Origin of the sequence: Actinoplanes sichuanensis (genome assembly GCF_033097365.1) — a bacterium.
Classification (GTDB): Bacteria; Actinomycetota; Actinomycetes; order Mycobacteriales; family Micromonosporaceae; genus Actinoplanes; species Actinoplanes sichuanensis.
The window spans coordinates 9,371,568-9,390,478 of sequence record NZ_AP028461.1; the positions used below are offsets into that span (position 1 = coordinate 9,371,568).

Genomic DNA, 18,911 nt, shown 5'->3' on the forward strand with positions numbered 1-18,911 from the left:
GCAGTACCCGGACTCCTCCAGGTACGACCTTGGGGAAAGGCATATCTAAAAGTGCCGGTGATCGTGTTGGTCGGCGCCCAGTGGGGCGACGAGGGCAAGGGTAAGGCCACGGATCTGCTGGGTGACCGGCTCGACTACGTGGTCAAGTTCAACGGTGGCAACAACGCGGGCCACACCGTCGTCATCGACGGCGAGAAGTACGCGCTCCACCTCCTCCCGAGCGGGATCCTCTCCCCGGGGGTCGTACCGGTGATCGGCAACGGCGTCGTCGTCGACCTCAACGTGCTGTTCCAGGAGATCGACGGGCTGGAGGCCCGCGGCATCGACACGTCCCGCCTGCGGATCAGCGCCAACGCGCACGTGATCGCCTCCTACAACCGCACCCTCGACAAGGTCACCGAGCGTTTCCTCGGCTCCCGCCGGATCGGCACCACCGGTCGCGGCATCGGCCCGACCTACGCCGACAAGATGAACCGGATAGGCATCCGGGTGCAGGACCTCTTCGACGAGTCGATCCTGCGGCAGAAGGTCACGGCGGCGCTGGGCTTCAAGAACCAGGTGCTGTCGAAGATCTACAACCGGACCGGGGCGAAGGTCGACGACGTCGTCCAGGAGCTGCTGTCGTACGTCGAGCGGCTGCGGCCGTACGTGGCGGACACCGCCCTGGAGCTGTCGAACGCGATCGACGACGGCAAGGTCGTGCTCTGCGAGGCCGGCCAGGCCACCCTGCTCGACGTCGACCACGGCACCTACCCGTTCGTGACCAGCTCGAACGCGACTGCGGGCGGCGCCTGCACCGGCTCCGGCATCCCGCCGACCCGGATCGACCGGGTGGTCGCGGTGCTCAAGGCGTTCACCACCCGCGTCGGTGAGGGCCCGTTCCCGACCGAGCTGCACGACAAGTTCGGCGACTATCTGCGCGAGGTCGGCCACGAGTACGGCACCACCACCGGCCGCCCGCGCCGGATCGGCTGGCTCGACCTGGTGATCGGCCGCTACGCGCAGCGGATCAACGGGGTCACCGACTTCGCCATGACCAAGCTCGACAACTACGACGGGCTCGACGAGATCCCGGTCTGCGTGGCCTACGAGGTCAACGGCGTCCGCCACGACGAGATGCCGGTCAACCAGACCGACTTCCACCACGCGCAGCCGATCTTCGAGACGCTGCCCGGTTGGAAGCAGGACATCTCCGGCTGCCGCAAGTTCGAGGACCTGCCCCAGGAGGCGCAGGACTTCGTCGAGTTCGTCGAGGCCCGGATCGGCGCACGGATCTCGATCGTCGGCGTCGGCCCCGGCCGCGAAGCGGTCATCGAGCGGCACTCGGTGCTCGGCGGGGTCTGATGTATGACGTCGTTCTCCTGAGCCTGGCCGAGGGCTCGGGCGATTCCTGCGGCTCCGGTGACTCGGGCTGCGGCGGCTGCAACGCCGTCTGCGCCACACCCCGTACCCCGGTCCTGGCCTGCGCGGACGCTCTCCGCGCGGCCGGGGCGCTGGTGGAGACCGTGCTGGCCGGCTCCGACCAGGAGATCGACGCGGTCCTCGCCCGGTTCGACGGCCCGACCCGGCCGGACGGCCTGACCTGGCCCGACCCGGACACCAAGGTGCGCCTCGTGGTGGCGACCGCGACCGACGGCCAGCTGCGCGCCGTGATGCGCCGGCTGGTTCGGCGGTACGCCCCGCCGCCCAGCAAGCGGCCCGCCGATCTGGTCGCCGGGCGGACCGTGCCGGACCTGCCGCCGGTTGCGATCCTGCCGCTCGACCCGGGCAACACCGAGGACCTGGCGGCCCAGCTCGGCCTACCCCGGACGCCGGAAGCCGTCGCGGCGGCCGTGATGAACGGCACAGTCCGACGGCTGGACCTGCTACGCAACGACGGTGGCTCGGTGACGCTCGACGGGGCGTTGCTCGGCGGTTCCGACGACAACGGGCGGGCCGTGCCGTGGCGCGGTCGAGTCGAGGTCGACGACGCGGTGCTCACCGACGGCGCGGAGCCGGTGCTGGCCTGTGCGATCGGCAACGGCGCCGGCTACGCCGAGTTCGACGGCCTCCGGCTGCTCGCCGACGGCGATCCGACCGACGGCCGGGTCGAGGTGGCGGTGGCGGTCCCGGTCGTCGTCAAAAAGCTGTTCAAGGGCACGCGGGTACGGGTGGAGGTGCGCCGGGTCCGCGGTCGCGCCGTGTCCGTCCTGCCACGTGAGGGTGACCTGCAGTTCCTCGACGACGGGGTGGCGGGTTCGACCAGCCGCAAGCGATCCTGGTGGACCGAGCCGGGCGCCTGGGCGGTGTACGCGGGCTGAGGTCCGTGCAACTCTGGACGGGCAGCTGAGCCAAGATTTCGTGATACCGGAGGTCTCATCCGTGGCGGACGAGAACGCCGACCGTGTCTACGTCCCCGGCGCCGAGGGTTCGACCCCGGCCCGGGACGTGGAGCCGTTCTGGGCCGACGAGCCCGAGACGCCGGTGCACGGCCGTGCCGTGCCACTGACTGATCGGGTGCCACCGGTCGGGATGGTCCAGGTCGAGCCGGGCGTGTTCCGGCCGGCCGACGGTCCGCCACTGCCACCCGGGGTGCACGTGCCCGGCCAGCGGTCCACGGATTCACCCGCCCACCCGCAGCCGTTTCCGCAGCCCGGCCCGCCGCCGGTTCCGCATTCGGGCCCGCCGCCGGTCCCGCATTCGGGCCCGCCGCCGGTCCCGGATCCGGGCCCGCAGCCGGTTCCGCAGTCCGGCCCGCCGGGCGGTTCTCAGTCCGGTCCGCCGGCCGCGCCTTTCGGGCAGCCGGAGGGGCACAGCACGGCCGACTCGCCGTGGGCGCAGCCCCTGCACCGGCCGACCCCGGCCGCGCCGCAGCCGGTCGCCTCGGAGCCGGACCGCCCGCACCAGGCGATTCCGCAGCAGGACGTCTTCACATCGCCGGTCGACCAGCGGCCCGGCGTTCCGCAGGCAGTCGACCAGCAGGGTGCTTTCCCCTCGCCGACCAGCCGACAGGGCACCCATCCGCAACCGACTGATCAGCAGGGCCCCTTCCCGCAACCGACTGGCCAGCAGAGCGCCTTTCCACAACCGGTCGACCAACGGCCGACTTTCCCGTCGCCCGGTGACCAGCGGCTCGGCGATCAGCAGCCGGTCACTCGACCCGTTTCCGCTCAACCGTCCGTCGACCTCAGGTCGTCCGGGAACGCGACAGCCGTACCCCCGCAGGCGCAGCCCCATCCGCAACCACCGGATGCCGCCCCGGCGACGCCGCCGAACGCGCACGCCGCGCCCACCGACCGCCCGCAAGGCGCCACTGACGGCTGGCCCAACGCGCACGCCGCGCCCACCGACCGTCCGCAAGGCGCCGCTGAGAGCTGGCCGAACGCGCACGCCGCGCCCCACGATGGCGGGCAGGCCTGGCCGCAAGCGCACACGCCCGATGCCCAACAAACCGGGACAGAACAGGCGTCAGGCGGTGAGGTGGATCCGTTCCAGGAGCTGAACTGGATGGTGGACGGCACGCCGACCGCCGAGGAGTTCGCGCGGCGGCGGCTGGCCCGGCCCTCCCAGCAGAGTGCCACGATGGGTGCTCGGGCGGTGCTTCAGAAGGGCATGTTCGGGCTGGTCAAGCTGGCTCCGGGGCAGCGTGAGCTGGAGTACAAGCAGGACGTCGAGATGGTTCGCCGCAACTTCGGTGGGCTGCGGCAGGTGACCGTGGTCAACCCCAAGGGCGGTGCCGGCAAGACGGTGGCCGTTCTTCTGCTGGCGATGACATTCGGGCAGAAGCGCGGTGGATACGTCCTGGCCTGGGACAACAACGAGACCCAGGGCACCCTCGGGATGCGGGCGCAGCAGGATTTCCATGCTCGGACGGTCCGCGACATGATGCGTGATCTGCATCTCTTCCAAGGTGCGCAGGGTCGTGTCGGTGACCTGTCGCAATATGTCCGGGCCCAGGGCGAGGGCATGTTCGACGTGCTCGCCTCGGACGAATCGGCGACCGCCGGTGAGATGCTGACCGCGGCGTCGTTCGCCGAGATCCGCGATGTGGTGAGCCGGTTCTACAAGCTGATCTTCGTGGACACCGGGAACAACGTCCGCGCGGAGAACTGGCAGGCCGCGATGGACGCCACCGACCAGCTGGTGATCACCATGTCGGCCCGTAACGACTCGGCCGAGACGGCGGCCCGGGCTCTCGACCATCTGGAGCAGAGCGGGCGCCGACGGCTCGTCCGTCAGGCGGTGACGATTGTCACGATGCCGCCCACCCGCAAGGACATCGACCTCCAGTGGATCCAACAGCACTTCGCGGCCCGAACCAGGGCGGTGCTGGTGGCCCCGTACGAGCGGCTGATCGACTCGGGTGAACCGATCCGCTACGGCGAACTCTCCGGCAACACGAAGGACGCCTGGCTCAAGATCGCCGCAGCGGTGGCCGACGGCCTGTGACATCCGGCCACCCCGGCCGATCTTGTGAGGTTGCAGAACCTCACAAGATCGACGCGGGGCGGTGCGGTCGTCACGTCAGGGCGTCGGCGGCGGCCGGGTCGCTGTCGCGGAGGAACTGGGCGCAGCGGGCCGCCTCGTCCGCCTCGCCGATCGACGCCGCCGCCTGCGACAGGGCGTGCAGGCAGCGCAGGAAACCCTGGTTCGGCTCGTGCGCCCACGGGACCGGGCCGTGACCCTTCCAACCGTTGCGGCGCAGCGCGTCCAGACCGCGGTGGTATCCGGTACGGGCATAGGCATAAGCGGTCACCGGCTCGTCAGCGGCCAACGCGGCGGCGGCCAGCGGCGCCCAGGCGGCGCTGTAGGCGGGGAATCTGGCGGCGACCGCCTTGAAGGCCTGCTCGGAGCCCGATGCGGCGGCTTCGGCCAGGGCCTTGTCGGCTTCGGCGTCGGCGGGCAGTCGGGTGGCGGGCGGCTCGGGAAGGAGGTTCTGCATGCCCCCATTCAACCCGTCCGGGCCGCGTTCATTCCGCCGCCACCACGTTTAAGTTCCGGCCGGCCCCCAGGGCTGCCGAAACGGGCGTGCGACAGCTCTGGAGGCCGGCCCGGATCGTGCTCAGTCCCAGGCGGTGCCCAGGCGGAAGAGGCGGTCGGCGTACTCGATCTGGGTCTGCCAATCGGCTGGCCAGGCCGTCAGGCCCAGGGCCGCACCGGCGAACGCACCGGCCAGGCAGGCGATCGAGTCGGAATCGCCGGAGGAGGCGGCTCCCCGGCCGAGAACGGCGACCGGCTCGTCCGGCGAGATCAGGTAGACGTAGAGAGCGGTGGCCAGCGCCTCCTCGGCGATCCACCCGGCGCCGGTCCGCAGGCAGGGGTCGCCACTGTGATCGCTCCCGGACAGCGCAGCGGCCACCCGGTCGAGGGCGGCGGCGCACTCGTCCCAGCCCAGGGCGATGAACTCCTCGGGCGAGGTCATCGCCGGGCGGTGCCACAGCTCGCCGAGCCAGTCACCTCGATAGACCTTGCGCTGCTCGGCACAGCGTTCCCGCAATGCCGCGAGCAGGTCCGACGGTGCGAGACCACCGCGGAGCCAGAAGACGGCGTACGCCGTGAGCTCGCTGGCCGCCAGCCCGGTCGGATGCCCGTGCGTCAGTGCGGCCTGGAACTGCGCCGCCCCGGACCGCTGGTCGTCGGTGAGCCCGGGCAGCAGGCCGACCGGGGTGACCCGCATGTTCGCCCCGCACCCTTTCGACCCGGACTGGGTGGCCTGGATCCAGGGCCGTCCGTCGGCGAGGTTCCCGATCGCACGCAGACACGTCATGCCGGGTGCCCGGTCGTTCTCCGGGCTGGCCGCCCATTCCAGGAAGCGGCGGCGCAGCACCGGTTCGAGCGCTGCGGGAGTGATCGCGCCGGCTTCGCGCAGCGATTCACCGACGGCGAGCGCCATCTGGGTGTCGTCGGTGACGAGCGCCGGCTCCCCGACGAGCTGCCGGGGACCGCCGGGACCGTACCGGGCGACGATCGTCTCGTACTCCTGGAATTCGGTCGGTTTCCCGAGCGAGTCGCCGTAGGCCAGACCGAGAAGTGAACCCGTCGCAGCACGCATGCGCCAACTCTAGGGAGTCGGTCAACGACTCGCTCGGTTCGAGCGAAGGGCGAGCAACAAAGGGCGAGCAAGGCGAGCAAGATGGACACCATGCCCGATCCCCTGCAACCAGTACTCGGCGGGGACGCGCCCTTCGACGCGACCGCCGACGAGATCGAGACCCGAGCCGAGCTGGACGTGCACCTGGCCAAGAACACCCTGGCCGGCCTCTGCGTCCTGGGCCTGCGACTGGACCGCGACCCGCCCGATCTGACCGGGGTGGATGTGCGCGACACCATGTTCGTCGGCTGCCATCTGGCCGGTCACGAGGTGGAGTCCGACCTGATCCTGCGCGGGGCGCACGTGGTCCCGCCGTTCGACGAACGGCCCTATCCGACCCATCCGGCGCTGCTCTACACACCCGAGGATCTTTCCGCCGGCTTCGCCGACAGGGGCTTTTCCGGGATGTACGACACAGTCGTCTACCAGCATTTCGTGGCACACGGTGGCGCGGTTCCGGACATCCGGGAGGCGCTCGCCCAGCGGTTGCACGACGCCGGGGTCGACAACGCACTCGGCAAGGCGCTCAACGAGTGGGCGACCGTGCACGGCACCCGTGGTGCGATCGGGATCATGGGCGGGCACGCGGCGCCGCGGGGCTCGGAGCCGTACCGCATGGTGGCGACCCTGGCCCGTCGCCTGGCCGCCGCCGACCGGTTGATCGTGACCGGCGGCGGGCCCGGGGTGATGGAGGCGGCCAACCTGGGCGCCTACTTCGCCTCGTTCGACGAGGCCGAGCTCGCCACCGCGATCGACCGGCTCTCGGTGGCGCCGCACTTCATGGACCACGAGCCGTACACGGCGGCCGCGCTGTCGGTCCGGGCCGCGCATCCGCTGCCCGCCCTCGACGTCGCCGGGCGGCTCCGGCACGGCGGTCTGGCTCTACCCACATGGTTGTACGGCCACGAGCCGGCCAATCTGTTCGCCGGGCAGATCGGGAAGTACTTCTCCAACGCGGTACGGGAGGACTCGATCCTGCGACTGGCCCGGGGCGGGATCGTGTTCGCGCCCGGCTGGGCCGGCACGGTGCAGGAGATCTTCCAGGCCGCGACGAAGACGTTCTATGCCACCGACGGCCCGTCCGGGGCGTACGTGTTCCTCGGCGTGGAGCACTGGTCGCGGCTGCCGGTGACCGATCTGCTGGGGCCGTTGCTGGCCCGTTCGCCCCAGGGCGACCAGTCCGATCTGATCGTGGTCACCGACTCCCTGGACGAAGCGATGGCCGCTCTCTCGCAGTAGTGGCGCGGCTACCGCACACTGCTGCCATGGAAGCCTTGTTGTTCGTCCCGGTGATCCTGGGCCTGGTCGTCGCGTTGTTCGCCGTGGTGTTCGTCGTGAAGCTGATCAGGCATAACACCAGGGCCGCCTACCACGAGGGCCGCTATGGCAAGGGCCGGTCGCGTAGTGGCGGCGCGTGGGTGGCCGGTGGCTCGACGTACCACCACTCCGACGGGAGCAGCGGCACCTGGGACTCGTCGAGCTCGTCGGACTCGTCGTCGTCCTCCGACAGCGGGGGCAGCTGGTGGGGTGGCGGCGACAGCGGCGGTTCGTCCTGGGGCGGCGGCGACAGCGGCAGCTCGTTCTCGGGTAGTGGGGACAGCGGCGGTGGCGGCGGCTACTGATCCGCTAGGCCACGTGCACACGGCGCCAATGTGCCGCCGGTAGGTCGCCTTCGGGGACGTCGGTGATGCCGTTCTCGTCCATGGCGTTGTAGATCGCGAGGCGCGCGCCGTCGAACAGGAACTCGACGGCGTGCAGCACCCGGGGCCGCCAGTCGGCCGGAGTGGTCCGCTCGATGACGTTGACCGCCCGGAGCGGCCGGCCCCGGGCGTTGCGCAGCGCGGCGTGCGGGTCGGACCGCCAGTCGAAGTGCTCGTAAAGGTCCACCGGGAGGGTCGTGTCGATCTGGTCCCAGGTGATCGCACACTCATCGAATTTACGGTGAGTGATCTCGACGCGACTGAGTCCGAAGTCGAGGATCACCGGACCGTCGGCGAACCAGCCTCGCTCGGCGACATCCCACATCAGCCGACTTGATCGCAGTTTCTTGCCGATGAGCCGCACGAACATGTGTCGATGGGTGGCGGCGAGGGCCTCGGCATCGTGATGCCACTCGGGTTTCCAGCCCTCGATTCCGAGCACGTCCACCGTCCCGCCGATCTTGATCGGTCGATGGTACCCGCGCCTCTGTGTGACCCCGCAAGACGACAACGGCCGGTCCCCACGAAGGGGGCCGGCCGTCACCGCTGGATCGAGTGCTTACTTGCCGAGAGAGGTACCGGCCGAGCGGAGGTGCTCGGCAGCCTCGACGACCCGCTTGGCGAGACCGTTCTCCGCCAGCTTGCCCCAGGCGCGCGGGTCGTAGGCCTTCTTGTTGCCGACCTCGCCGTCCACCTTCAGCACGCCGTCGTAGTTGCGGAAGAAGTGGTCGGCCACCGGGCGCGAGAACGCGTACTGCGTGTCGGTGTCGATGTTCATCTTCACCACGCCGTAGTCCAGAGCGCCGTGGATCTCCGACAGCAGCGAACCGGAGCCGCCGTGGAAGACCAGGTCGAGCGGCTTCTCCTTGCCGTACTTGGCGCCGATCGCGTCCTGGATCTCCTTGAGGATCTCCGGACGGAGCTTGACGTTGCCCGGCTTGTAGACGCCGTGCACGTTGCCGAAGGTGAGGGCGGTCAGGTAGCGGCCCTTCTCACCCAGGCCCAGGGCGGCGGCGGTGGCCAGGCCGTCCTCGACGGTGGAGTAGAGCTTGTCGTCGATCGCGGCGGAGACGCCGTCCTCCTCGCCGCCGACGACGCCGACCTCGATCTCGAGGATGATCTTGGCAGCCGCGGTCTTGGCCAGCAGCTCCTCGGCGATCTGAAGGTTCTCGTCGAGCGGCACGGCCGAGCCGTCCCACATGTGCGACTGGAACAGCGGCGCCTGGCCCTTGGCCACACGCTCCGCCGAGATGTCGATCAGCGGGCGGACGAAGCCGTCGAGGTGGTTCTTCGGGCAGTGGTCGGTGTGCAGCGCGATGTTCACCGAATACTGCTTGGCGACGTGGTGGGCGAACTCGGCCAGCGCCACCGCGCCGACGACCTTGTCCTTGATGGTCGGGCCGGACACATACTCGGCACCGCCGGTCGAGATCTGGATGATGCCGTCGCTGCCGGCCTCGGCGAAGCCCTGGAGGGCCGCGTTGAGGGTCTGCGAGGACGTCACATTGATCGCCGGGTAGGCGAACGCGCCGGCCTTGGCGCGATCGATCATCTCGGCGTAGACCTCGGGAGAAGCGATAGGCATCGGGTGCGCTCCTTGCTCATTTTCACGGGCTGCGAGAGGGCAGGACCGCGCTGTCCTCCAGGACGCAAGTATTCCGCAGTTGCGGTGCGTAGTGGAAACCGCCTCGAAATCCGCACCGACGCATGCCCGTTTGCGTGGCATCGGTCCGGATTAAGTCGCACCATGGAGGCGAACACGCCGAGTGGAAGGGAGTCGAGGATGACGTATCCGATGAACGAGATCGACCTTGAGACGCCCGAGGTCGACGCAGCCGAGCAGGCGACGACCGTGCCCGGCTGGCAGGACGACGCGGATGAGCAGGAGTCCGCCGAGCAGGACCGGATCGTCGAGTTCGACGACGACTACCGCTGAATTCGATCGCCGGAAAACGCACCCGCTGTCACGATCGACGGGTGCTGCTCACTCTGACGACCACCCATCGGCCCGCCACCGATCTGGGCTATCTGCTGGTCAAGCACCCCGGCAAGGTGCATTCCTTCAGCGTGCCGACGGGTACGGCGTACGTCCTCTACCCCGAGGCCGACGACGACCGCTGCACCGCCGCGCTGCTGCTGGACGTCGACCCTCGACTGTTGCGCGCGCAGCGGGACGCCTTCGAGTTGAGCCAGTACGTCAACGACCGGCCGTACGCCGCCTCCAGCCTGTTGTCGAGCGCCCTGGCCAAGGTCTTCCGGACCGCGCTGCGGGGCGCCTCGAAGGACCGCCCCGAGCTGGCCGCCGTGCCGATTCCGCTGGAGATCCGGGTGCCGGTGCTACGTGGCACGCCGGCCCTGGTGACCCGTCTGTTCGCCCCGCTCGGTTGGTCGGTGACGGCCACGCCGATCCCGTTCGAGCCGGAGATCGGTGGCGACAGCCGTTACGTCGACCTGCGACTGACCGGCGAGGTACGGGTCGCCGACGCGCTCAACCACCTGTACGTGCTGCTTCCGGTCCTGGACGACGGCAAGCACTACTGGGTCGCCCCGGACGAGATCGAGAAGCTGCTGCGTTCCGGTGAGGGCTGGTTGGCCGCGCACCCGGAGAGGGTGCTGATCGCCCGCCGCTACCTGGCGCACCGGAAGTCCCTGGCCACGACCGCCCTCCAGCTGCTGGAGGCGGACCAGCCGGTCACCGAGGAGGAGGCCGAGCTGCCGGTGACCCGCCGGGCGCCGCTGGCCGAGCAGCGCCGGGACGCGGTGCTGGACGCTCTGGCCGAGGTGGGCGCGTCCCGGGTGCTCGACCTGGGCTGCGGCCCGGGCGCCCTGCTCGCGGCGCTGGTCAAGAACCGGGCCTTCACCGAGATCGTCGGTGCCGACGTGGCCACCCGCACGCTGGAACAGGCGGCCCGCAAACTCAAGATCGAACGACTGGGTGACCGGGTCAAGCTGATCCAGACCGCGCTCACCTACCGTGACGATCGGCTGCGCGGCTTCGACGCGGCGGTGCTGATGGAGGTCATCGAACACGTCGACCTGCCCCGGCTGCCCGCGTTGGAGACGGCCGTCTTCGGGCACGCGAAGCCCCGTTCGGTGATCGTGACCACGCCGAACGTCGAGTACAACGTGCACTACGAGGGCCTGACCGGGATGCGTCACTCGGACCACCGCTTCGAGTGGACACGGGCCGAGTTCGCCGATTGGGCCTCGCGGGTCGCCGCGGCGCACGGCTACTCGGTCACCATCCGTGGCGTCGGTGCGGCCGACGAGACCACCGGTGCCCCGACCCAGCTCGCCCTCTTCCGGATCCTGGAGGTGTCCGCATGATCATCGATGTTCCCGAGCTGTCGCTGGTGACCCTGGTCGGCATCTCCGGCTCCGGCAAGTCGACCTTCGCCCGTACCCATTGGAAGCCGACCCAGGTGCTGTCCTCGGACTTCTTCCGTGGTCTGGTCGCCGACGACGAGAACGACCAGTCCGCCTCGGCCGACGCCTTCGAGGTGCTGCACTACGTGGCGGGCAAGCGGCTCGCGGCCGGCCGGCTCACCGTGGTCGACGCCACCAACCTGCAGTCGCACGCCCGTGCGGGCCTGGTCAAGGTGGCCCGCGAGCACGACGTGCTGCCGGTGGCGATCGTCCTGGACGTGCCGGAGTCGCTGGCCTGGGAGCGCACCGAGGCGCGCGAGGACCGCACCTTCGGCCGTCAGGTCCTCACCCGGATGCACCGTGACCTGCGGCGTTCTCTCAACCAGCTGGCCAAGGAGGGCTTCCGCAAGATCCACGTACTGCGCGGGGTGGACGAGATCGCGGCGGCCGAGATCCGCTACGAGAAGCTCTTCAACGACCGTAAGGACGAGCACGGGCCGTTCGACGTCATCGGTGACATCCACGGCTGCCGCGCCGAGCTGGAGTCGCTGCTGACCAAGCTCGGCTGGGAGCTGATCCGCGACGAACGGGATCGGCCGGTGGACGCGGTCCACCCCGAGGAGCGCAAGGCGGTCTTCGTCGGTGACCTGGTCGACCGTGGTCCGGACTCGCCTGGCGTGCTGCGCCTGGTGATGGGCATGGTGGCGGCCGGCCACGCGATCTGTGTGCCCGGTAACCACGAGCAGAAGCTGGCTCGCAAGCTGAGCGGGCGCAACGTGCAGCTCACCCATGGGCTGCCGGAGACGCTGGAGCAGCTGGACGCCGAGGACCCGGCCTTCGTCGCCGAGGTGCGCACCTTCATCGACGGGCTGGTCAGCCACTACGTGCTGGACGACGGCAAGCTGGTGGTGGCGCACGCCGGGCTGAAGGAGGCGTACCACGGCCGGGCCTCCGGTCGGGTGCGCAGTTTCGCGCTCTACGGCGAGACCACGGGCGAGACCGACGAGTACGGCCTGCCGGTCCGCTACCCGTGGGCGCGCGACTACCGCGGTTCCGCGGCTGTCGTCTACGGCCACGTCCCCACCCCACAGCCGGAGTGGATCAACAACACCATCTGTCTGGACACCGGTTGTGTCTTCGGGGGTGCGCTGACCGCGCTGCGCTGGCCGTCCCGCGAGATCGTGGCGGTCCCGGCGGCGAAGGAGTACTACGCCCCGGTGCGTCCGTTCGCCGCGGTCGCGAGCAAGCCGGACAGCGGGCTCGACATCGCGGACGTCATCGGACGACGGCACATCGAGTACGGGTACGGCCAGACCACCGTCCCGGCCGAGAACGCCGCCGCCGCGCTGGAGGTGATGGGCCGGTTCTCGGTCGACCCGGAGAACCTGGTCTGGCTCCCGCCCACGATGGCTCCGTGCACGAGCTCGACGGTGGAGGGCTACCTGGAGCACCCGTCGTCCGCCTTCGCCGATCTACGGAGCGCCGGGGTGGACCGGGTGGTGTGTGAGGAGAAGCACATGGGCTCCCGGGCCGTGGTGCGGGTCTCCGCCTCCGGCGCCGGCGACGCGATCTGGACCCGGACCGGCCGGCCGTTCTTCGGTCCGGAGCTGGACGAGCCGCTGCTGGCCCGGGTACGCGCCGCGGTCGCCCCGATCCTGACCGAGCTGGCGACCGACTGGCTGCTCATCGACGCCGAGCTGCTGCCGTGGTCGGCCAAGGCGGGCAGCCTGATCCGGGACCACTACGCCGGAGTGGGCGCCGCCGGTCGGTCGGCCCTGCCCGCGGCGCTGTCGGTGCTGGAGCGGGTGGCCGGGCGCGGCCTCGATGTGGGCGAACTACGGGATCGGCTGGAACTGCGGGCGGCCGAGATCGACGGCTACTCGGCGGCGTACCGGTCCTACGTGCGGCCGACGGACGGGCTCACCGGAGTCACGCTCGCCCCGTTCGTGTTCCTGGCCGGCGCCGGTGTCTCGTACGCCGAAAAGGATCATGATTGGCACCTCGCTCTTGCCGACCGGCTGGTGGCGGCCGACCCGGAGCTCTTCACCCCGACCCGGCGGATGGTCGTGGACCTGGCCGACCCGGTGTCGGAGGCCGCCGCGACCGAGTGGTGGCTGACGCTGACCGGCGCGGGCGGCGAGGGCATGGTGGTCAAGCCGTGGTCCGGTCTCGCGGCGGTCGACGGGAAGGGTCGTCTCGTGCAGCCCGGCGTGAAGTGCCGTGGCCGTGAGTACCTGCGGATCATCTACGGGCCCGAGTACACCCGGCCGGAGCAGCTGGAACGTCTGCGGCAGCGAAACCTGGGCCGGAAGCGGTCGCTGGCGCTGCGTGAGCACGGACTCGGACTGGCGGCCCTGGACCGCCTGGCCGAGGGCGCCCCGGCGTGGCGGGTGCACGAGCTGGTCTTCGCCATCCTGGCCGCCGAATCGGAGCCGGTCGACCCCCGACTGTGACCGCCGGGTCACATCTTGGAGTGCACAGCATTCATACAGGTACCGGCCTCGGATCGGCCGGTACCCTGGCTCCTCGTGGACATGCATGCGCTCACCGAGACGCTCGCCCTGAACCCCCTGGACCCGAAGGACCTGCTCAGTGCCTTCGGGCTCCCGGGGGTGCTGGCCATCCTCTTCGCGGAGACCGGCCTGCTGGTCGGCTTCTTCTTCCCGGGTGACTCCCTGCTGTTCCTGGCGGGTGTGGCCGCCTCCGAGGTGGCCAACTCGATCTTCGGCGAGGGCGCGCAGCTGTCCATCGTCGGCTTGCTGATCGGCGCGCCCATCTGTGCCATCGTCGGCGCGCAGCTGGGGCACTGGCTGGGCGCGAAGTACGGGCGACGGATGTTCGACAAGCCCGAGTCGAAGCTCTTCAAGAAGGAGTACGTCGAGAAGGCGGAGTACTACTTCGAGAAGTTCGGCCCGGCCAAGGCGGTGGTGCTGGCCCGGTTCATCCCGATCGTGCGGACGTTCCTCAACCCGGTCGCCGGCACCCTCGGCATGCCGGCGAAGCAGTTCTTCGTGTGGAACGTGGTCGGCGCGATCCTCTGGACCGACGGCATCATCCTGATCGGCTACCTGCTGGCCGAGCAGATCTACGCCGCCATCGGCGACAAGATCGACCGCTACATCCTGCCGGTGGTCGTGCTGATCGTGCTGATCTCGGTGCTGCCGATCCTGATCGAGATCCTCCGCGAGCGGAAGGCCAAGAAGCGCGGCCTGAAGACGGCCGACCCGGCCACCGCGATCGGCGTCGTGGCCGCGGCCAGCGTCGTCGGCCTGGCCGATGCCGCCCGCGAGGAGTACCACGAGCACTTCGATCACGATCAAAACCCGCAGAGCCACAACCAGCAGCAGGGGTACGGCCACCAGCAGGGCTACGGCCAGCAGGAGTACGGCCGGCAGCCCGGATACGGGCAGCAGCCGGGATACGGGCAGCAGCCGCAGTACCAGGACCCGCAGCAGCCGGCCTACCCGCAGCAGGGGCACCACCCGACCCCGCAGAGCTACCCGCCGCAGCAGCAGTACCCGCCGCAGCCTCCGCAGGACTACCCGCGGAACTACTGATCCGACACGAAAGGCCGGCCCGATGGGCCGGCCTTTTTCGTGTCGCGAACTACACCCGAACGGTGGTCGACCCGGAAAGCTTCTCCAGGAATTCCTCCGGGCACTCCCGCAGGTTCTCCAACCGCCCGGCGGTCAGAGCCCGGTAGGTGAGCGACGCGGCCTCCTCCAGATTTCGGGCCCGCTTGTGCGCGAGCTCGACGGAGTCGCCCATCACCACGCACCCGTGCTGGCTGAGCACCAGGCAGTCGGTGCCGTCGGCGGCCATCGCGGCGGTCAGTGCGGCGAGTTCGGTGCCGCCCGGCAGCCGGAACGGCACGGTCGAGACCCGACGCAGGTAATACGCGTGATCGGTGGTCACGATCCGGATGTGCTCCCCGACCGCGTCGAGTAGCAGCGCCGTCTGCGGGTGCAGGTGCACCACGGCGTTGACGTCCGGCCGGGCCCGGTAGAGGGCCAGGTGCAGAGCCAACTCACTGGTCGGCTCGGTCCGTGACGGCGGGGCGGCGCCGACGGTGGCGGGGGCCCCGTCGGAGATCCGCACCGCGGTGAAGTCCTTGCGACTGAGTCGTTCCAGCCACGTTCCGCTCGCGGTCACCCAGATGGCGTCCTCGTCGGGAATACGGGCGGACAGATTGCCGCCCGATCCACAAACGAGGCCCGCCTGCACCACGTCGTAACCCACGTGCGCGAGCTGGTCACGCAGGTCACCGGGGACGTAGTTCACCCGTTCCTCCTCAGGTCCGCCGGCCCGTCCGTGGGCCGGGGTCCTCCGCCTGGCGTCACGCCCCCATAGTCAATGACGCCAGGCATTACCGCGGTACCGAAGCCGTCAGACTTCAGCGGGCCTTCTTGGTGGCCCGCTTCCGCGGCGGGGTCAGCAGGTCGGCGATGGTGGCGATGGCCGTCGGCACCAGCCGGTAGTACGCCCACACACCCCGCTTCTCCCGCTCCAGCAGACCCGCCTCGGTCAGGATCCGCAGGTGGTGACTCACGGTCGGCTGCGAGAGGCCCAGGGGGGCCGTCAGGTCGCAGACGCACGCCTCACCGTCCGTCGCGGACTGAATGAGGCTCAACAGGCGTAGCCGGGCCGGGTCGGCGAGCGCCTTGAGCACTCCCGCCAGGCGCTCAGCGTCAGCGCGTTCAATAGGCTCACCGGCAAGCGGCGAGATTTGAGGCATGGACATTTCCGCCAACGCAGTTCCCACGATCTCCATCCTTCCACCAACTGCATCGATTCTCCTGCATGTGAGCAGGAACGAACCGGCTAACTTTCAGGCCGTAAGGCCGACATCGATCGCCGAGTCGGTCGACCGGACACCCTCATCCGGGTCGACCGTTCGCGCGACTACGACTTCGGTCTCTGCCTCCTGCAACGCCTCAGCCGCCATCTGGTCGCTACCCATCCGTGTCGAGGTCTCGATCCCCGCCATCGGAGTGAGGCCGACCACATTGTCAATTCGTCGATTTGTTCGCCAGACAGATCCTCGACGATGACTCGCCACTGAACGCGTCGAGACCATCACGCCACACTGCGCGATCACCAGTTCGTCCACACCCCCACGACCCGATGAAAGCACGGCGCCACGCTGCGCGACGGACAATTCAGTGATGAATTTACCCAGGTCGTGCCGTGCTCTCATGACATCGAGCGTACTGGCTGTACGGAAACCGGAATCTTTCGCCCCGGCAGGACGGAACGGAACTATTGACGCGGGACTTTGGGGGCTTCTGTAAACAAGGTTTACCGATTGGCCATCTGATCTCGCCTCTTCCTCGGAGCATAGATGCTGCTCAAAGCAGTTACCGTCGGTACGCTACCCCCGCCACCCTCAGGATCACCTGGTGGTCGCGCTGTGAAGAGCCTGTGAAGGCACCAAATCACGTTTGTCCGTACGGGCGAAAACACCCACCGTCCGGCCGATCTCGATCTATCCGGACAGCCGATCGAGTGACAGTGCCAGAAACGGACCGTACCCGTTCGAGTGACCCACAGTCGTCGATACGGAACCGCTCACTCGTTCGGTCGTGACCAGAACTCGTCTTCTGGGTTCGACGTGGACTTCGGCGACAAGGCCGGATCTGAGAACTGATCGGGTTCGGACCCGCCGGTAACAAAAGGGTTCGTTTGTGGTTTGGCCCACTCGGGTGACCCAGAATGGCCGAAGAACTCGCTCGGTGCGGTCAGCACCAGGATGCCCACCGTCAGGTAGGCCAACACCTGCGCGGCGGCCATGATGACGTTGAGAACGATCCACCCGTTCGGGTACGCCGAGTTCAGCGCCTCACTCAACGTGCCCGGAGCCGCCTCACCGGCCCGCTGGGCGGCCAGGATCGCCAGCGTCCCGCACCCGGTGACCATGCCGAACACACACGCGCCGAGGGTGACCCAGCGGCCGAGTCGGCTGCCCCGCCGCAGCGCGACGCCCAACACCACGAACAGCGCGGTCATCAGCAGGGACAGCACCAGCGCCAGCGCGGCCACCAGCCACATCACGGCGATGAAGTTGTCCACGGTGTCCGAGGCGGGGGCGGCGTCACGCAGCCGACCGGCCACGCCCGGTGTCACCGCGATCATGCCGATCGCATAGGTCAGGCCGGCTGCCGCCATGGCCCAGAGCAGGGCGACCGCCGTGGCGACGGAGACCGGCCGGCGTGCGGCAGGCGGTGCGGCGACGATCGGCGGCTGGACGGCGTAGGACATCGATGCTCCCGCTGGTTCGGCTGGCAAGAACCTATCGCGTGCGGGACCCCGAAAGTGGGCGGACCGGCCCACCCCGTACGGGCGGACCGGTCCGAAAGCGATCAGGAAGGGTCAGTGGGCGGCCGGGGCGGCGGATTCTCCCCGCCCGGCGCCGGTGGCACCGGTGGGGTGCCCCACGGGTCGGAGGACGGCGGCGGTGCCCACGGGTCCGGCTGAGCGGGCGAGGCGGGCGGTGCACTGGGCGGCGGGGTGGCCGGCTCGCTCGCACCCGGATACGGCGGCAGGCCCGGCGCCGGCTCACCCGGTTGACCGTACTGCTGCGGCGATCCGAAGTGGCTGGGCGGCGGCGGGTATCCCGGCTGGCCGTAGGGTGCCTGCGGATAACCGGGCTGGCCCGGGTAACCAGGCTGGCCCGGGTAACCAGGCTGGCCCGGGTAACCAGGCTGGCCCGGGTAACCAGGCTGGCCCGGGTAACCAGGCTGAGCCGGATAACCGGGCTGAGCCGGATAACCGGGCTGGCCCGGATAACCCGGGAAGGGCATCGCCGCGTTCCATGCCGGCGGCTTGCGGAACCACGCGTTCGAGGCCGGCACCGCCAGCAGGATGATCGCCCCGAGCAGACCGAGCACGGTCAGCACGGTGGAGATCATCAGCACCGGCTCATACCAGCCCGGCATCGCCTCGGCGACCCGCAGGTCGATCTGGGTGGAATCGATCCCGGTCTCGCCGGAGCCGCCGGCCGCGATGCCGCCCGCCGCGTTACCGCCCAGGCTGAGGACGTTGCAGCAGAGGCCCAGACCGGCGAAGACCCAGGTGACGATCCGGGATGCGTTCTTGCCGTGGTTGTTCAGGACCGCCAGAACGGTGATACCACCCGCGAGCAGCAGATAGATGACCGACATGAAGATCAGCACGACCCGCATGACCATCTCCAGGTCGGTGGCGGACTGCGCCTCACCGAGCGTGGTAGCGGCGTCCCGAGCGGCCTCGGCAGCGGTATTCATGGTCGCCAGCAACACGATCGCGTTGAGGACCTGCATGGCGACGACTAGGTAGAGAAGACTCGATGAGATGGTCACCGATACCGGGCGACTCGGCGCCGCCGGGTTCGGAACCGGATATGCCGGTACGGTCACGCTGCCCTCCTATAGATCAATTCACGGTACTTGTCGGGGACCACATCGCGCGACCTGGCCTCACCGTTCGCGACGGTGTGGCAACATCAGGCAACGATGACCCCAAATGACCGCAAAACGTCGCCCTTTCGGGGGGCGACACGCCTGGACGAGGCCGCCTAGACTTCGATGCCGTGGCGTCCTCCTGGAAGCACAAGGCTCCAGCGGCACGCCGTGCCCGCACGAGTCGCCCGCCCCGCGCACACCTTCCCGGGGCCGAGGCAGACCGGCAGACGGCGCCACTCCGATTGCGCCGGCCGCGTGACCACACCGCGGCCGCCCCAGACCTGACAAGGACCGGTGAGTCCCATGCCCCACGCCGACACCCTGGACGTCGTTCAC

At 69.5% G+C, this 18,911-nt stretch carries 18 protein-coding genes; 9 read left to right on the plus strand and 9 right to left on the minus strand.

What is annotated here, in order from left to right:
* Nucleotides 1–51 precede the first annotated feature (51 nt).
* The 3 genes from Q0Z83_RS43125 (at nt 52) to Q0Z83_RS43135 (ending at nt 4,428) form a co-directional block, all read left to right on the plus strand.
* Nucleotides 52–1,344 carry an adenylosuccinate synthase gene (locus Q0Z83_RS43125; protein WP_317789239.1) on the plus strand — a complete coding sequence of 431 codons (1,293 nt, stop codon included), beginning with the start codon at nt 52–54 and terminating at the stop codon, nt 1,342–1,344.
* Nucleotides 1,344–2,300, plus strand: a complete 957-nt coding sequence (locus tag Q0Z83_RS43130) for a diacylglycerol kinase family protein (RefSeq protein WP_317789240.1) — start codon at nt 1,344–1,346, stop codon at nt 2,298–2,300. Before Q0Z83_RS43125 ends, Q0Z83_RS43130 begins: the two co-directional genes overlap by 1 nt.
* 61 nt (nt 2,301–2,361) lie before the next feature.
* Nucleotides 2,362–4,428 carry a MinD/ParA family ATP-binding protein gene (locus Q0Z83_RS43135; protein WP_317789241.1) on the plus strand — a complete coding sequence of 689 codons (2,067 nt, stop codon included), beginning with the start codon at nt 2,362–2,364 and terminating at the stop codon, nt 4,426–4,428.
* A 70-nt stretch (nt 4,429–4,498) separates the two neighbouring features.
* Here the strand turns inward: Q0Z83_RS43135 and Q0Z83_RS43140 are convergent, their stop codons facing one another.
* Both Q0Z83_RS43140 and Q0Z83_RS43145 read right to left on the minus strand, forming a co-directional pair.
* Nucleotides 4,499–4,921 carry a DUF3151 domain-containing protein gene (locus Q0Z83_RS43140; RefSeq protein WP_317789242.1) on the minus strand — a complete coding sequence of 141 codons (423 nt, stop codon included), beginning with the start codon at nt 4,919–4,921 and terminating at the stop codon, nt 4,499–4,501.
* Between the two features lie 120 nt (nt 4,922–5,041).
* Entirely contained in the window at nt 5,042–6,031 is a 990-nt protein-coding gene (locus Q0Z83_RS43145) for an ADP-ribosylglycohydrolase family protein (protein ID WP_317789243.1), read from the minus strand.
* A 90-nt stretch (nt 6,032–6,121) separates the two neighbouring features.
* Between Q0Z83_RS43145 and Q0Z83_RS43150 the strand changes: the two genes are divergently transcribed.
* Together Q0Z83_RS43150 and Q0Z83_RS43155 are read left to right on the plus strand one after the other, a co-directional pair.
* On the plus strand, nt 6,122–7,309 hold the full coding sequence (locus Q0Z83_RS43150; protein WP_317789245.1) for a hypothetical protein: 1,188 nt from the start codon (nt 6,122–6,124) through the stop codon (nt 7,307–7,309).
* A 26-nt stretch (nt 7,310–7,335) separates the two neighbouring features.
* Nucleotides 7,336–7,692: a hypothetical protein gene (locus Q0Z83_RS43155; protein WP_317789247.1), complete on the plus strand. Its 357-nt coding sequence runs from the start codon at nt 7,336–7,338 to the stop codon at nt 7,690–7,692.
* A gap of 4 nt (nt 7,693–7,696) precedes the next feature.
* On the opposite strand, the gene Q0Z83_RS43160 is transcribed toward Q0Z83_RS43155, so the two are convergent.
* Complete coding sequence (locus Q0Z83_RS43160) at nt 7,697–8,218, minus strand: hypothetical protein (RefSeq protein WP_317789248.1); 522 nt, start codon at nt 8,216–8,218, stop codon at nt 7,697–7,699.
* 111 nt (nt 8,219–8,329) lie between these two features.
* A complete protein-coding gene (gene fbaA, locus Q0Z83_RS43165; protein ID WP_317789249.1) occupies nt 8,330–9,355 on the minus strand; it encodes a class II fructose-bisphosphate aldolase in 1,026 nt (341 codons plus the stop codon).
* Nucleotides 9,356–9,553: 198 nt separating this feature from the next.
* Between fbaA and Q0Z83_RS43170 the strand changes: the two genes are divergently transcribed.
* The 4 genes from Q0Z83_RS43170 (at nt 9,554) to Q0Z83_RS43185 (ending at nt 14,693) form a co-directional block, all read left to right on the plus strand.
* Nucleotides 9,554–9,706, plus strand: coding sequence for a hypothetical protein (locus Q0Z83_RS43170; protein WP_317789251.1), 153 nt, complete (start codon nt 9,554–9,556; stop codon nt 9,704–9,706).
* Between the two features lie 41 nt (nt 9,707–9,747).
* On the plus strand, nt 9,748–11,097 hold the full coding sequence (locus tag Q0Z83_RS43175; RefSeq protein ID WP_317789252.1) for a 3' terminal RNA ribose 2'-O-methyltransferase Hen1: 1,350 nt from the start codon (nt 9,748–9,750) through the stop codon (nt 11,095–11,097).
* On the plus strand, nt 11,094–13,589 hold the full coding sequence (locus tag Q0Z83_RS43180) for a polynucleotide kinase-phosphatase (protein WP_317789253.1): 2,496 nt from the start codon (nt 11,094–11,096) through the stop codon (nt 13,587–13,589). Before Q0Z83_RS43175 ends, Q0Z83_RS43180 begins: the two co-directional genes overlap by 4 nt.
* An 81-nt stretch (nt 13,590–13,670) precedes the next feature.
* On the plus strand, nt 13,671–14,693 hold the full coding sequence (locus Q0Z83_RS43185; RefSeq protein ID WP_317797289.1) for a DedA family protein: 1,023 nt from the start codon (nt 13,671–13,673) through the stop codon (nt 14,691–14,693).
* Nucleotides 14,694–14,742: 49 nt separating this feature from the next.
* Here Q0Z83_RS43185 and Q0Z83_RS43190 read toward each other — a convergent pair whose 3' ends face one another.
* From Q0Z83_RS43190 to Q0Z83_RS43210, 5 genes are all read right to left on the minus strand, one after another.
* Nucleotides 14,743–15,417 carry a class II aldolase/adducin family protein gene (locus tag Q0Z83_RS43190; RefSeq protein WP_317789255.1) on the minus strand — a complete coding sequence of 225 codons (675 nt, stop codon included), beginning with the start codon at nt 15,415–15,417 and terminating at the stop codon, nt 14,743–14,745.
* 112 nt (nt 15,418–15,529) lie between these two features.
* Nucleotides 15,530–15,907 (minus strand): ArsR/SmtB family transcription factor, encoded by a 378-nt coding sequence (locus tag Q0Z83_RS43195; RefSeq protein WP_317789256.1) that lies wholly within the window; start codon nt 15,905–15,907, stop codon nt 15,530–15,532.
* 57 nt (nt 15,908–15,964) lie between these two features.
* Nucleotides 15,965–16,333, minus strand: coding sequence for a hypothetical protein (locus tag Q0Z83_RS43200; RefSeq protein WP_317789258.1), 369 nt, complete (start codon nt 16,331–16,333; stop codon nt 15,965–15,967).
* A gap of 371 nt (nt 16,334–16,704) precedes the next feature.
* A complete protein-coding gene (locus Q0Z83_RS43205) occupies nt 16,705–17,394 on the minus strand; it encodes a hypothetical protein (protein ID WP_317789259.1) in 690 nt (229 codons plus the stop codon).
* Nucleotides 17,395–17,495: 101 nt separating this feature from the next.
* The gene (locus Q0Z83_RS43210) at nt 17,496–18,530 is read right to left on the minus strand and encodes a collagen-like triple helix repeat-containing protein (RefSeq protein ID WP_317789261.1); all 1,035 of its coding nucleotides are present in this window, start codon (nt 18,528–18,530) and stop codon (nt 17,496–17,498) included.
* Nucleotides 18,531–18,911: the final 381 nt, after the last annotated feature.